The organism is Methylophaga sp. OBS3 (genome assembly GCF_026319325.1).
Taxonomy (GTDB): domain Bacteria; phylum Pseudomonadota; class Gammaproteobacteria; order Nitrosococcales; family Methylophagaceae; genus Methylophaga.
In genome coordinates, this window is sequence record NZ_JAPDMU010000002.1 from 56,878 (window position 1) to 70,781 (window position 13,904).

At 45.3% G+C, this 13,904-nt stretch carries 16 protein-coding genes; 4 read left to right on the forward strand and 12 right to left on the reverse strand.

Features of this window, described 5'->3' with window-relative positions:
- Positions 1-55 precede the first annotated feature (55 nt).
- The 5 genes from dnaK to OMP94_RS04665 all read right to left on the reverse strand — a co-directional run bounded on the left by dnaK (position 56) and on the right by OMP94_RS04665 (position 4,644).
- Complete coding sequence (gene dnaK, locus OMP94_RS04645) at positions 56-1,975, reverse strand: molecular chaperone DnaK (protein WP_266277499.1); 1,920 nt, start codon at positions 1,973-1,975, stop codon at positions 56-58.
- Positions 1,976-2,076: 101 nt separating this feature from the next.
- Positions 2,077-2,631, reverse strand: a complete 555-nt coding sequence (grpE, locus tag OMP94_RS04650; RefSeq protein ID WP_266276600.1) for a nucleotide exchange factor GrpE — start codon at positions 2,629-2,631, stop codon at positions 2,077-2,079.
- Positions 2,632-2,742: 111 nt separating this feature from the next.
- On the reverse strand, positions 2,743-3,474 hold the full coding sequence (gene dnaQ / locus OMP94_RS04655) for a DNA polymerase III subunit epsilon (RefSeq protein WP_266276602.1): 732 nt from the start codon (positions 3,472-3,474) through the stop codon (positions 2,743-2,745).
- Positions 3,475-3,484: 10 nt separating this feature from the next.
- The gene (gene rnhA / locus OMP94_RS04660) at positions 3,485-3,922 is read right to left on the reverse strand and encodes a ribonuclease HI (protein ID WP_266276606.1); all 438 of its coding nucleotides are present in this window, start codon (positions 3,920-3,922) and stop codon (positions 3,485-3,487) included.
- Positions 3,922-4,644, reverse strand: a complete 723-nt coding sequence (locus OMP94_RS04665; protein ID WP_266276608.1) for a class I SAM-dependent methyltransferase — start codon at positions 4,642-4,644, stop codon at positions 3,922-3,924. Before OMP94_RS04665 ends, rnhA begins: the two co-directional genes overlap by 1 nt.
- Positions 4,645-4,664: 20 nt before the next feature.
- On the opposite strand from OMP94_RS04665, the gene gloB reads away from it, so the two are divergent.
- Positions 4,665-5,429: a hydroxyacylglutathione hydrolase gene (gene gloB / locus OMP94_RS04670; protein WP_266276610.1), complete on the forward strand. Its 765-nt coding sequence runs from the start codon at positions 4,665-4,667 to the stop codon at positions 5,427-5,429.
- A gap of 8 nt (positions 5,430-5,437) precedes the next feature.
- On the opposite strand, the gene OMP94_RS04675 is transcribed toward gloB, so the two are convergent.
- The 4 genes from OMP94_RS04675 to OMP94_RS04690 are packed head-to-tail and all read right to left on the reverse strand — an operon-like array spanning position 5,438 to position 8,534.
- A complete protein-coding gene (locus tag OMP94_RS04675; protein WP_266276613.1) occupies positions 5,438-5,869 on the reverse strand; it encodes a hypothetical protein in 432 nt (143 codons plus the stop codon).
- 1 nt (position 5,870) lies between these two features.
- Complete coding sequence (locus tag OMP94_RS04680) at positions 5,871-6,710, reverse strand: mechanosensitive ion channel family protein (RefSeq protein ID WP_266276615.1); 840 nt, start codon at positions 6,708-6,710, stop codon at positions 5,871-5,873.
- Position 6,711: 1 nt separating this feature from the next.
- A complete protein-coding gene (locus OMP94_RS04685; RefSeq protein ID WP_266276617.1) occupies positions 6,712-7,737 on the reverse strand; it encodes a quinone-dependent dihydroorotate dehydrogenase in 1,026 nt (341 codons plus the stop codon).
- Positions 7,734-8,534 (reverse strand): DUF2797 domain-containing protein, encoded by an 801-nt coding sequence (locus OMP94_RS04690; protein WP_266277501.1) that lies wholly within the window; start codon positions 8,532-8,534, stop codon positions 7,734-7,736. Before OMP94_RS04690 ends, OMP94_RS04685 begins: the two co-directional genes overlap by 4 nt.
- A 287-nt stretch (positions 8,535-8,821) precedes the next feature.
- Between OMP94_RS04690 and OMP94_RS04695 the strand changes: the two genes are divergently transcribed.
- Both OMP94_RS04695 and trmL read left to right on the forward strand, forming a co-directional pair.
- Entirely contained in the window at positions 8,822-10,393 is a 1,572-nt protein-coding gene (locus OMP94_RS04695; RefSeq protein WP_266276619.1) for a LysM peptidoglycan-binding domain-containing protein, read from the forward strand.
- 19 nt (positions 10,394-10,412) lie between these two features.
- Positions 10,413-10,886, forward strand: a complete 474-nt coding sequence (trmL, locus tag OMP94_RS04700; RefSeq protein ID WP_266276623.1) for a tRNA (uridine(34)/cytosine(34)/5-carboxymethylaminomethyluridine(34)-2'-O)-methyltransferase TrmL — start codon at positions 10,413-10,415, stop codon at positions 10,884-10,886.
- A gap of 2 nt (positions 10,887-10,888) precedes the next feature.
- Here the strand turns inward: trmL and OMP94_RS04705 are convergent, their stop codons facing one another.
- From OMP94_RS04705 to OMP94_RS04715, 3 genes are read right to left on the reverse strand one after another with little or no spacing between them, the layout of a single operon-like run.
- A complete protein-coding gene (locus OMP94_RS04705; protein ID WP_266276625.1) occupies positions 10,889-11,842 on the reverse strand; it encodes a YncE family protein in 954 nt (317 codons plus the stop codon).
- Positions 11,826-12,344: an SRPBCC family protein gene (locus OMP94_RS04710; RefSeq protein WP_266276627.1), complete on the reverse strand. Its 519-nt coding sequence runs from the start codon at positions 12,342-12,344 to the stop codon at positions 11,826-11,828. Before OMP94_RS04710 ends, OMP94_RS04705 begins: the two co-directional genes overlap by 17 nt.
- 31 nt (positions 12,345-12,375) lie before the next feature.
- Positions 12,376-12,693, reverse strand: coding sequence for a hypothetical protein (locus tag OMP94_RS04715; RefSeq protein WP_266276629.1), 318 nt, complete (start codon positions 12,691-12,693; stop codon positions 12,376-12,378).
- A gap of 223 nt (positions 12,694-12,916) precedes the next feature.
- Here OMP94_RS04715 and OMP94_RS04720 point away from each other — a divergent pair, with 223 nt between their 5' ends.
- Positions 12,917-13,900 carry a sensor histidine kinase gene (locus OMP94_RS04720; RefSeq protein WP_266276631.1) on the forward strand — a complete coding sequence of 328 codons (984 nt, stop codon included), beginning with the start codon at positions 12,917-12,919 and terminating at the stop codon, positions 13,898-13,900.
- Positions 13,901-13,904 lie beyond the last annotated feature (4 nt).

A 13,904-nucleotide genomic window follows, 5' to 3' on the forward strand; every position in this document is an offset into this window, starting at 1 on the left:
GAAACAAAACAGGCGCAGGTTCATGCCTGCGCCTGTCGTTCAACAAGGTTATTGCTTACTGCTTCTTGCTGTCATCAACTTCTTCAAACTCGGCGTCAACAACATCATCAGCTTGTGCACTTTCACCAGCATCAGCAGCTGCTTCACCAGCTTCTGCATTTTCAGCATAAGCTCGTTCCGCTAACTTACCAGCCACTTCTGACAGTGCAGCAGTTTTGGCTTCGATATCATCTTTATCTTCGCCTTTGATCGCTTCTTGCAGGGCTTCGACGGCTGACTCGATTTGTGCTTTCTCTTCAGCTTCAACTTTATCACCCAGATCTTTCAGTGATTTTGTTGTTGCGTGAATTAAGCCATCAGCTTGGTTACGTGCAGTGACCAATTCGTGGAATTTACGGTCTTCATCAGCATGTGCTTCTGCATCTTTAACCATTTGTTCCACTTCTTCATCACTCAAACCACTTGAAGCTTTGATGACGATAGACTGTTCTTTGCCAGTCGCTTTATCTTTCGCTGATACGTTCAAGATACCGTTGGCATCAATGTCGAATGTAACTTCAATTTGTGGCGTACCACGTGGCGCTGGCGGGATATCAGCCAAGTCAAAACGACCCAGAGATTTGTTCGCAGAAGCCATTTCACGCTCACCTTGCAGTACATGGATAGTCACTGCAGGCTGGTTATCATCAGCTGTTGAGAACACTTGGTTCGCTTTAGTTGGGATAGTGGTGTTTTTCTCGACCAGCTTGGTCATCACACCACCCATTGTTTCAATACCCAAGCTCAGTGGCGTAACGTCAAGCAGCAGAACGTCTTTAACATCACCAGCCAATACTGCAGCCTGAATCGCAGCACCAACCGCTACAGCTTCGTCAGGGTTAACGTCACGGCGAGGTTCTTTACCGAACAGTTCTTTAACCGCTTCTTGCACTTTAGGCATACGCGTTTGACCACCAACCAGAATAACGTCGTTGATGTCAGATACTTTCAGGCCAGCGTCTTTCAATGCCATTTTGCATGGTTCCATGCTGCGGGCAATCAGATCTTCAACCAATGATTCCAACTTAGCACGGGTCAAACGAATTTCCAGATGTTTAGGACCTGATGCATCAGCAGTGATGTATGGCAGGTTAATATCTGTTTGTGAGCTTGAAGACAGTTCGATTTTCGCTTTCTCGGCAGCATCTTTCAGACGTTGCAGTGCTAATGGATCTTTCGCTAAGTCAACACCTTGGTCTTTTTTGAATTCAGCTACTAGGTAATCGATGATGCGTTGGTCAAAGTCTTCACCACCTAGGAATGTGTCACCATTGGTCGCCAATACTTCAAACTGGTGCTCGCCTTCGATATCAGCGATTTCAATGATAGATACGTCAAAAGTACCACCACCCAAGTCATAAACGACAACGGTAGAGTCACCACGTTTTTTATCCATACCGTATGCCAATGCAGCCGCTGTTGGCTCATTGATAATACGTTTAACTTCAAGACCCGCAATTTTACCAGCGTCTTTAGTGGCTTGACGTTGTGAGTCGTTGAAGTAAGCAGGCACGGTTACAACGGCTTGTGTGACTTCTTCACCCAAAAATTCTTCAGCGGTTTTTTTCATTTTCATCAAAACACGTGCTGAAATTTCAGGTGGTGCCATTTTCTTATCGTTAGCAGAAACCCAAGCATCACCATTGTCTGCTTCGATAATTTTGAACGGTACCATGTCGATATCGCGTTGAACGACATCTTCTTTAAACTTACGACCAATCAGTCGTTTGATACCGTAAAGTGTGTTGCTAGGGTTAGTGACTGCTTGGCGTTTCGCAGACTGACCGACCATTACCTCACCGTCTTTATTAAAGGCAACAATCGAAGGCGTTGTACGATCACCTTCGCTATTTTCAATAACGCGTGATTTGCCGTCTTCCATTACTGCGACGCAGGAGTTGGTGGTCCCCAGATCGATACCAATAATTTTAGCCATCATTTTTCTCCATCATGCTTAAATTCATACTGGCCTCGCCAGCTGTTGTTTAGTTAAGTGGGGCGCATATTTTGAATTTCAAGCCCCTGCTTTTTGTAAGTCTATTGGGCAACAACGACCATTGCCGGACGCAACAAGCGACCATTAAAGCGGTAACCTTTTTGCATTACGCTGATCACCGTATTTGAGGCAACACCTTCTGCGGGCTGCATTGCGACAGCTTGATGCGCTTCAGGATCAAAGGCTTCGTTTTCAGGATTCACTGCTTCTAAGCCAAATTTGCCAATTGAGCTGAGTAACAGCTTCAATGTCATGTCCATACCTTCACGGACTTTGTCGATATTGGCGTCACTGCCTTGCGCGGCATTTAGACCCAATTCGAGGCTGTCGCAAATTGGTAGCAACTCGTTAACAAATTTATCTAGGGCATGCTTGTGGGCATTTTCTAAATCGCGGCTGTGACGACGACGCATATTTTCTAAATCGGCGCGCGCTCTTAGCAGCTCATTCCAGTTTTCATCAGCTTTACCACGAGCTTCTTCAAGCGCTTTAACCAAGTCTTGGCCTTCTGCTGCTGTGTTTTCGTTAGTGTTTTCAGCTGATTCCGGTGTGACGCCTTCAGCATCTACCGTGTTTTGATTGTCTTCTTGACTCATGATCGACCCATTTATGCATTACTCAAGGTAATGCACGATTTGGGGATCAAAATTGGCTTTTCAAGCGTTGTTGCTGATTTTTTTCAGATTTTTTTGTTTTTGATGCAAAAATTAGGATGATTTCAGCCAAACACATTGCCCGCCACTGGTCGATTGCAGTTTTTCTAACATGGCATCATGGGCTGCAATTTCTTCATCCGTCGCTTTGAGCACTTTGCGTTGCTGTTGTGAGCCAGCTTGGATGGTATGACCAGTTTGCTGACTGTCAGTCTGCGTTGGCTGCTCGGTGGCCAATGACAAACTTACCTGCCCGCCAGTCATTGCTAAGTAAACATCAGCCAGGATCTCGGCATCTAATAATGCGCCGTGTAGTTCTCGGTTGGTGTTATCGACATCATAACGCTTACATAGCGCATCAAGATTGTTTTTCTGGCCGGGATGTCTATCACGCGCCATCTTTAGGGTATCAAGCACCGAACACAAAGCGTCGATAGTGGCATCTTGATCAGCAAGTTTAGCTAGCTCGTGATTTAAAAACCCGACGTCGAATGGCGCATTGTGAATAACCAGCTCCGCACCTTTGACAAACTCGAGAAACTCTTCAGCCACATCGGCAAAAAATGGCTTATCAGCTAAAAATTCTGGTGTGATGCCATGCACTTCCATCGCACCCGCATCAATGTCTCGTTCAGGATTGATGTATTGGTGGAAGTTACGGCCGGTCAAACGACGGTTGATGATCTCCACACAACCAATTTCGATAATTCGATGATCATCTGCTGTCGATAGGCCTGTGGTCTCAGTATCGAGTACGACCTGACGTTTAACCGCCGTTTCCGTCATTTAATTTGTCCTATTTTCTTAGAGTTTCTCGGGCAGCAACGGCTAATTGATCAGCCCGCTCATTTTCCGGATGACCGTTATGCCCCCGCACCCACTGCCAAGTCACATCATGAGCATTTACCGCCTGTTCTAACCGCTGCCAGAGGTCAGCGTTTTTTACTGGCTGTTTACTGGCCGTACGCCAGTTGCGTGCTTTCCAGCCCGGTAGCCATTCGGTCATACCTTTCATGACATATTGCGAATCGGTGGTGATGGTAACATGACACTTACGTTTTAATGCCTCAAGCCCGGCAATCACCGCCATCATCTCCATTCGGTTATTAGTAGTAACCGCTTCAGCACCAGACAAGGTTTTTTCTGTGTTTTTGGCACGTAACACAACGCCCCAACCACCCGGGCCTGGGTTACCACTACAGGCACCATCCGTAAAAATTTCAACGTTATCCATTATTGTCCTTGCCGTGTTACTGCTTTACCGGCCAAACCTGCACCGGGAAATAAATTAGGTTTTGTCCATTGTTCGCGAAGTGGTGTCACTAATACGTGGCGCTTTTTCGCCACCAGCACAGTGACTGCGCCAAAGTATGGCCACAACCTTTGCCCAACTGGCGCTATGGTCTCCAGACCCGACCACTTTGCATGATTAACGGGCAACTGAAAAACCAATGCGCGTTTTTCAACCACCTCAAAATCTAACAATGTCAGCCAGTCAGTTAACCGCCAACGACTGAAGAAATGTCCATGCCAAGGTTGTTTTGCCCGCCAACTAAACAGTCGTCTTAGCCCCCAGCTGCTGATTGGATTAAAAACAAACAGTACTAAACTGCCATCTTCAGTCAGAATTCTATCGGCTTCACGTAATAACTGGTGCGGGTTTTCAACAAACTCCAGTGCATGACTGACCACCAACTGATCAACCGTGTCTGATTTGTAAGGCAAAAATAAACTATCTGCTTGCAACTGTCCTTGCTCATCCTGCCAAGCTTGATAACAAGGTCTTGAGATCTGCGGCAATATCCGTTGCCCGCCGCCCAGCTGTAATTGGAAGTAGCCACTAAAACCCGAAGAGTGGCGCTGCAGCCAGCTTTTTTCAGCCTGCATCACTTGCTGACCCAGTGGACTTTGCCACCAAGCTGTCATCTGCTGCTGTGCTGTTTTATCATGAGCCATAAACGATTTAGGAGCCTAATGTGCTGGTTCATGCCGTAGCGGCGTTTGAAGACAATTATATCTGGCTAATCCAATCTGCGTTGAGTAGCCGGACGATTATTGTTGATCCCGGTGATGCCGATCCGGTCATCAAAACGCTGACAGAAAAACAACTTAGCCCAGCTGCCATGTTGATCACCCACCATCATCATGATCATACTGGCGGTATTAAAGCGCTCTCCGAAAAGTTTGCCATACCGGTTTATGGGCCTGCTAACGAATCAATTTCAGGTATCAATCATCTCGTCTCGCCCGGCGAGATATTAAACATTGATGGTTTTGAACCTATTACCGTCATGGACACTAGTGGTCATACAGCCGACCATATCAGCTATTACAGCCAAAATAGTCTGTTTTGTGGTGATACTTTATTTGCAGGCGGCTGCGGTCGTTTATTAGGCGGCTCGGCAGCGCAGTTACATGCATCGCTCAATCGCATTCATCAATTACCCGATAACACCGCGATTTATTGTGCTCACGAATATACACAAGCAAATTTACGCTTTGCATTAGCCGTCGAACCTGAAAACTCAGCATTAAAACGACGTATTGATGAAACGAATTTGTTACGCACTAACAACCAAGCGACCGTGCCATCTTTGTTAAGACAAGAGAAAGCAACCAATCCCTTTTTACGCTGTGAACAGTCTTCAGTCTGGCGTGCAGCTGAAAAAAAAGCAGGCCATGTTTTACATAGCCCGCTTGAGGTTTTTACGGTTATTCGCAGTTGGAAAGACAATTTCTAAACAACTAATCAGTGCTGAGAATTTCCTCGGCCATTACCATTTCCTTTGCCCTTACCAGGCCCCCGACCGTTACCTTGGCCTTTACCACGACCTTGGTGATTATCATTACCACCATAGCTTCGATATAGCTGACGAGGTACATGACCATCATCACGATACCAACGGCCATCTAAGTCAGCTGCAAACTGCCAGTAACCATCGTAATAGCGGTAATAACGACTATCCCAGTAATAATAGTCGGGTCGCCCGATAACGGCATAAACACCTAAGCGAGAATCAAACTCCAAGTCATGGTTGTAGTGCTTATGACGATAACCATGTGCAGGTGCATGCGGCGGCGGACCACCGCGCTGATATTCAGGCTCATGGTAATGGTGATGTACACACCCCGTTACAAACAGGGGCAACAAACCTACTATCAGTAACGTTAGTTTTTTCATATTAACCCTCAGCAGCTTCCGATGATTTAGGGGCTGGACTGTTTTCAGTCAAAGACTTGTTAAAGTGCAGCTCCATTTGTGGGAATGGAATACTGATATCGTTTTCATCAAAGGCCAACTTTACTTGTTCCATGATTTCGGCTTTGGCGACACCAAAATCCGCACTGTTAACCCAAGGCCAAACTAAAAAGTTGACGCTATTGTCTGCTAACTCACTTAGGCGAATGATTGGCTCAGGATCCGATAACACCATTGGATGTGATGTGACGATGTCGGTCAGAATTTGTTTTGCTTTACGTAAATCACTGTCATAACTGATTCCAAACACCATATCGGCACGACGCGTGTCACGAGCAGAATAATTGATAATTTTGCCACTATATATTTGGCCGTTTGGAATAATCACTTCACGGTTATCCGTCGTACGCATGATGGTGCTAAAAATTGAGATTTGCTCAACAATCCCCATCACGCCAGCGACTTCAACAAAGTTACCGAGTTTGAATGGGCGATTGACGATCAACATGACACCGGCTGCAAAATTTTGCAGTGAGTCTTTCAGTGCCAGACCTACGGCTAAACCAGCGGCACCTAATACAGCAATCATTGAGGTGGTATTAACGCCTAATTGGTCTAGTGCAGCAATAATGACGAAAATAAGCAGGACGACATTGGCGATCGTGCTGATGAAATTGATCAAAATTGGGTCCATATTGCCGCGAACCATCAGCTTACGCGCTAATTTGATGAGCCAGCGCACAACGATGCGACCGACCAATACGATAGCGAGTGCGACAACGATATTCAGCAGCAAGTCACCAATTAAACTACCAGTTTGCATGTTAAGTCCTCTGTTGCAATGTTTTTACGATATCTCGAATCAATGCAGGCCCTTGATAAATCAGACCACTATAAATTTGTACTAATGCTGCGCCCGCCTCAATTTTAGCCAGCGCATCATCACCACTGTTGATTCCTCCTGCCGCGATAATTGGCATATCTTCCGGCAAGGCTTGTCTGAATTGTCTGACAACTTCCGTCGAACTGGCAAGTAATGGCCGGCCACTTAAGCCACCGGCTTCATCAGCATTTTTTAAGCCTTCAACGGCACTACGGTCTAAAGTTGTGTTGGTAGCAATCACCGCATCAACTTTAAATCTACCAAAGGTTTCAGCAAGTTGCAGCAACTCTTCAGGCGTTAAATCTGGTGCTACTTTGACGGTCATCGGCACATAACGTTCGTATTTAGCTGCCAAATTTGCCTGAGTGTTTTTAAGCGCATCCAATAACTCATCCAGCGCTTGGCCAAACTGCAAACTTCTCAAGCCCGGCGTGTTCGGTGAAGAAATATTGATAGTGACATAGTCAGCATGCTGATAAACCTTATTGAGACCAATCAGATAGTCATCTAACGCGTTGGCAACCGGTGTATCAAAGTTTTTACCGATATTAATTCCAATGTTGGTTTTGGCATCAGCGATTTGGACTTGTTCAATTAAATGATCGACACCGAGGTTATTAAAGCCCATTCGATTGATGATGGCTTCTGCCTCAGGTAATCGAAATAAACGCGGTTTGGTATTACCCGGCTGGGGCCGTGGTGTGACAGTACCGACTTCGACAAACCCAAAACCTAATAATGCCAAGGCATCAATATAGTCTGCGTTTTTATCAAGACCTGCCGCCAGTCCCACAGGGTTGGCAAACTCTAACCCCATGACTCGAACTGGTTTATGCAAAGGTCGTGGCATTGCCAAACGCAGTAAACCAGTCATCTCCAACCATTTCAGTGAATTTAAACCAAAATGGTGGGCTGTTTCGGCATCAAGCCGGAACATCATTTCACGTAATAACGAGTAAATATTCATAAGGTAATCGCTACTTGATAACCAGCAAATTTACGGATGTTGAGCACACCAGTATCTAAGATTAAATACTGCCCTTTGATTCCTTGTAGGATCCCTTCCAACGCTGGTGTTTTGTCAAAATTCAATGCTTTAATTTTCTCGGGATAATTGTCGACAGGGTAACGAATAGTCACCACATTCTCGGCAGTTAATGGTGTTATTGCACCATCCGGAAACTGTTTTTGCAAAGTTTCTATCTCGGCAGCACACTCTTCAAACAAGCGATCACGTTGCGCGGCAAGGTCAAGCGGCTCAGCATCACCTTTCAACATTTTGCGCCAATCGGTGCGATCAGCCACATGTTGTTTAAACAACACCTCGACCAATCCAGACTGATAACGACTTTTGACTTTAAAAATAGGCAATGCCTGAGTAGCGCCTTGATCTAACCAACGGGTGGGTACCTGACCAATGCGCGTGATACCGACTTTTAAACCAGAGCTGTTAGCCAGATACACAACGTGATCCTGCATACAGACAGACAAACCCCAGTCTGGCTCACGGCAAGTGCCTTCATCGTAATGGCAGGTTTCCGGTTTCATAAAACACAAATCACATTGCGCCAACTTCTGCGAACACGGAAAACAAAATCCGCCGCTATAACTTTTGTTAGTTTTACGCTGACAATTTTGACAATGAATGGCACCGAGGAAATCAAAACGTATCGATTTGCCGATGTAGTCATGCATGGCGATATCATTATCAGCCAAATGTAATTGATATTGCGTTTGCCCATCAGCGGGTAAAACCGCCCGCATTTTGCTCAGCTGGCCTTCAAATCTACTCACGTGCTGCTCCTAAAAATCTGAGTTTCATTTTACCTGAGCAACCCGGTTACTGCCTTGCCTGATGTGCAATTAATCCTGACAAGGATTTCCCGCAGCCAAATCAAAAGACCGTGTAAACAAATGTAAAAACAACATAGCCCAGCCCGCGTATTTAGATGACATTACCATGACACGGCTAAATTGTTGCTGGCATAGCAAGTCAAATTACAGTATAAACTTAACGCAATTAATTGCTTAGACAACTAAGATGAAGCGACATGTTAAATCTTAAAAGGCTGATTTGGCCGACATTACTCATATTGAGTGTGGCAATCTCGGGTTGTAGCACCACCAACACCAGACAAGCCGAAGTCACCAGCACCGGCGAAGCAGATCTTATCCTCAAAAAACGTCCGACCAATTGGCAACGAAATCACCTTGTTGAACTGCCATCTACCGACTTAGATCCCTCTTTATTTAGCGATAGCGATGATCTCGTAGTTGATGATCTGTGGCAGCGGATTCGTTTAGGTTACGGTGTTTCAGATTACCGTAGCTTACATCCGGAAACACAAACCCGACTCACTTGGTTTGTGAACCATCCACAATATGTAAACCGTGTTGTTGAACGTGCTCGCCCTTATCTGTTTTATATCGTCGATGAGCTTGATAAGCGCAATATGCCAATGGAAATTGCCTTATTGCCAGTGGTCGAAAGCGGTTTTCAACCTTTTGCCAATTCATCAAGTGGTGCAGCAGGTATTTGGCAGTTTATTCCTGGTACAGGCAAAGTTTTTGGCCTTGAGCAAACTTGGTGGTACGACGGTCGTCGTGACGTCATTCGTTCTACTGACGCCGCGTTAAATTATCTTGAAAGACTGCACGGCATGTTCGGCGACTGGGAGTTAGCTCTCGCTGCCTACAATGCTGGTGAAGGCACTGTTGGTCGTGCAATTAAACGTAACGAAGCATTGGATCGTCCAACTGACTTCTGGTCACTGGACTTACCAACAGAAACCCAAGGTTATGTGCCTAAATTGCTGGCTGTTGCCCATTTGGTGAAACAACCCGCACAGTACGACATTCGACTAAGCCCCATCGCTAACCAGCCCTATCTGACCGTTGTTGATATCGGCAGTCAACTTGATCTCAAACTCGCAGCAGATTTAGCTGAGATGAGTAAAGATGAGTTGTATCAGCTGAATCCGGGCTTCAATCGTTGGGCGACAGCACCAACTGGCCCACACAAGTTAGTTTTGCCCATTACAAAAGCGACAGCATTCAAAACCTCTTTGGCACAACTGCCAAAAGCACAACGCCTAAGTTGGCAGCGTCACAAAATCGCACCAGGTGAGTCACTGGGCCAAATTGCCTCGAAGCACAAAACTACCGTCAATGCGATTAAGCAAGCCAATAACCTTGATAGCAATATTATTCGCGCCGGCGCACACCTTATGATTCCGGTTGCCAGCGCTAATGCAGCCGAGTCTGAACCTAAGCTCGCTAATACTGCACAAGGCAAACGTTCGGTTTATACCGTCCAGCCTGGTGATAGCTGGTGGCACATTGCGCGTAAACACAGTGTTGATGTCAGCGAACTGGCAACGTGGAACAAACGCACATTAGGTGATGTTTTACACTCTGGTCAGCAACTGGTTGTATGGCAACCAGATGCCAGCAAATTAAATCGTCAAGCTGTGAGTTACACCATTCAAAATGGCGATTCACTTTGGAAAATCTCACGCAAATTTAATGTCAAAGTTGCGGACGTCAAAGCGTGGAATAATCTTGGCGACCAAAGCCTATTACGTCCGGGCCAACAACTGACCTTATACGTCACCAAAAGCTAAGCAGCGCGGATAAGCCATCATGTTACATGTCGCGCTCTACGAGCCTGAGATCCCGCCTAATACTGGGAATATTATTCGTCTGTGTGCCAATAGCGGCGCTCAATTACATTTGATAAAACCGCTTGGCTTTGCTTTAGACGATAAACGTTTACGTCGAGCAGGCCTTGATTATCATGAGTTTGCCAATGTGCAGATCCATGAGAATTATGCTGATTTTGTCAGTTGGGTTGGTGATAGGCCCATGTTTGCCTGTACCACCAAAGCACGACAACATCATCATGAAGCAACATTTACCGATGAGTCGGTTTTGTTGTTTGGTCCGGAATCTCGCGGATTACCTACTGAGATTTTAGATGCCATGCCATTTGGCAATAAGATCCGAATCCCGATGCGTGCGGATAGCCGTAGCCTGAATTTATCCAATGCCACCGCGATAATTCTATTTGAAGCATGGCGCCAATTAGATTATCCCGGTGCGATGGCACTGGATTAATTTCAGTCGATTAACAGCATATTTCTCGGCCCTTCCGGTAACGCCACTGCACGGACTTGCTCCGCCTCAGCAACATTCGTTAACGACAGGCTGTTATCAAACCAGTTGGTCACATAAGCCTGTTCACCTGAAGCACTCAAATGAATTGTTTCAGGCATTTTGCCGACTTTAGTCTGGCTGATAGGTTTTAAGGTGTTGGCATCAAATTGACTAATGGTGTTGTCGTTTTGATCGACAACAAAAAACGTCTGCCCATCTCCACTCACCGTCACATCGTAAGGATCCCGACCTGTCGGAATGGTCGCAACCACCTCGTAAGTTTTGGCATCAATAACATTGACGGTATTGTCACCAATCGACGTCACATAAACTTGTGATTTATGTGCATTAAATGCCACCGCATAGGGACGCTTGCCCGTCTCAATGACCGCATGTAATCGCGGTCGGTCAGCATCTAATACGGTCAACGTGTTATCACCTTTATTGGCGACAAATAATTGCCGACCTTTGCTATCTAAAGCGATACCCGTGGGACTATCTCCCACCGCCAAAATATCAGTGATCTTGGCAGTTTGGGTATTTACCACGATAACTGCGCCGCGAGTCCAGTCACTGGCAAACAGTTGTGGTTTTTGATCATCCAATACCATTTCAAAAGGTTGCCCACCAGTGATGGCCGTCGCGACGAGTGCCAGGCCATCCCGTTTAATAAAGCTAATTTCCCCGGCTTCTGGATGAGAAATATAAAAATAATCCTTGGCCGGATCATGTACCAGACCAAATGGGCCGGTGGGCAATTCGGTTTGCTCAGTCACTGCCAGCGTCTGACTATCCAACACGGTCAGCGTAGAGGCAGCCTGACTGACAACATAAACGTTGTCAGCCAAAGTAGCACTTGAAAACCCTAGCAGCGCAAAGACTGGGAGCAGTTTCAGCAGACTATTTTTCTGCAGCATCTTTAATACCTTGCAGGCCTGCTTGAGCAAATTCAGTCATGGCTTTTACAGCCGCTTCATCATTCAGGTTTTCTGGTGGGAAATTACCTGTATCAGCACGGTAAAAGCGGCCACTCCAAGTCAATTTAGTTTCTGCATCTGATACCGATTCTGCTTGAATAGTAATTGTGTAAAAGCTGACAGGGATTGCATCAAAGTTTTCAGTCAACAAACGGTAACTAATCAATTTGTTGGCATCGTCTCTATCATCAAGACTTTCGGTGAACTGCTGATCGTTATCTAGCGTCAGTTGGCGTGTTGTGTCATCAACCATATCGACTGCTTTGACATCAGGGTGCCAGTTGGCAATGTCATCAAACTCACTCACTACATGCCAAACCTTGTCTGCAGACGCTGCGATGGTCACTGATTCATCAACTTTTTGTGGTGTTGGGCCATGAGCAACTGCACTGCCAGTAAACCAAACAGCAAAGAACAGAAAAAAGGCTTTCATTGTATTCATTTGTTAATTATTCCTAAATTAATTTTATTGATTAAGGCGTTAAATTAGTATTACCAACTGTTTCAACTGCATTATTTACAATTCCAACTTGAGTGTATTTATAAACCTTGTCAGAACCGGCAATTTTTACGACATTTTTATAAATCCAAAACTCGACTTCACCACCATCATTTTCACGGGTTTCTTTTGACGTTGGCTCACCCAATAAATTGGTGACATAAGCTTTATCTTTGCCTGAGATTTCTTTGATGAAAGCAAACTCATCAATGGGTAACTTGGCAGTTTCCTCAGCAAAAACAGGGGCTGAAAGCAGTGAGAATATGATGAGTAGCGCATATCTATGGAGCATGGATTCACCTAGGTAAATTGATAAAAGGAAAGCTATTAAATCGTTTTTGTTACCAGAGGTGATAGAGCACTGACCGGCGCCAGAATAAGGAAGTGTTCACAAATTAATTTATGAAATTTTCCTGTTTTTTATTTTTTGGGTATTTGATTTCGAATATTCACTATCAGTGAGCGGATTCACTGCCTATAATCCAAAAACTTAATTTTCAGGAAAAAAAATACCCGTGGACATCTTTGCGCTTAACAGTCGCCGAAAAAAAAGAGCATGGCTGGATCTGTTTTTGATTGCCTGTGCTTCCTTATTCACATGGGTCGTTGCTGGCAGCCTTGATTTAGCTGAGAGATGGATCAACTGGGCAATACTCGGTGAGCACTTCCAGTTAGACGAAATCATTTTTGTCTTATTGGTAAGTTGTATCGGCTTGATGTGGTTTGGCGCTCGACGTTTTGCAGAGCTGGAAAATGCCTTGAGTCAAAACATGCAGATCCAAATGACCTTAGAAAAGAAACATCATGAGATAAGTTTGCTGCTAGAACAGAACCGCTCATTAATTAAACACATTACTTTTTTACGAGAATCGGAGCGTAACCAGCTGGCCAGTGAACTTCATGATGTATTTGGTCAGTATCTCGCGGCGATTGATGTGAATGCGTCGGTGGGGTTACAAAAAACCGATGAGAGTCATCCGTTATATAAAACATTAACGACCATCCATGAGAGCACGGCGTTTTTACGTAATGCGACACGGTCAAAATTACGCAGCATCAAACCACCTGGTTTAGATAAGGTCGGTCTGACAGCTTCCATCGAAGATTTGGTGGAACAATCCATGGCAGCCTTCCCAGATCAACACTTATCAGCTGACATTGTTGTTGACGATGAATTGATTGATTATGACACGGCCTTAACGCTTTACCGATGTCTGCAAGAAGGCTTGGTCAACATTAGTCGCCACGCTAACGCGAGCAATATCTACTTAAAAATTTGGATGGATGACACCACGGAACCCGCAGAAAAAGTTTGGATGCAACTTACTGACGACGGTAAGGGTTTTCACGACGATGAGTTAATTGGCAAAGGAATGGGCCTGATTGGCATTCGTGAACGTGTTAATGCACTACACGGTGAATTTTCTTTGCAGTCACAGCCTGACGAAGGCACCGATATTACTATCAGCCTTCCTTTGCAGGCAGAAACGAATTACTGAGGAA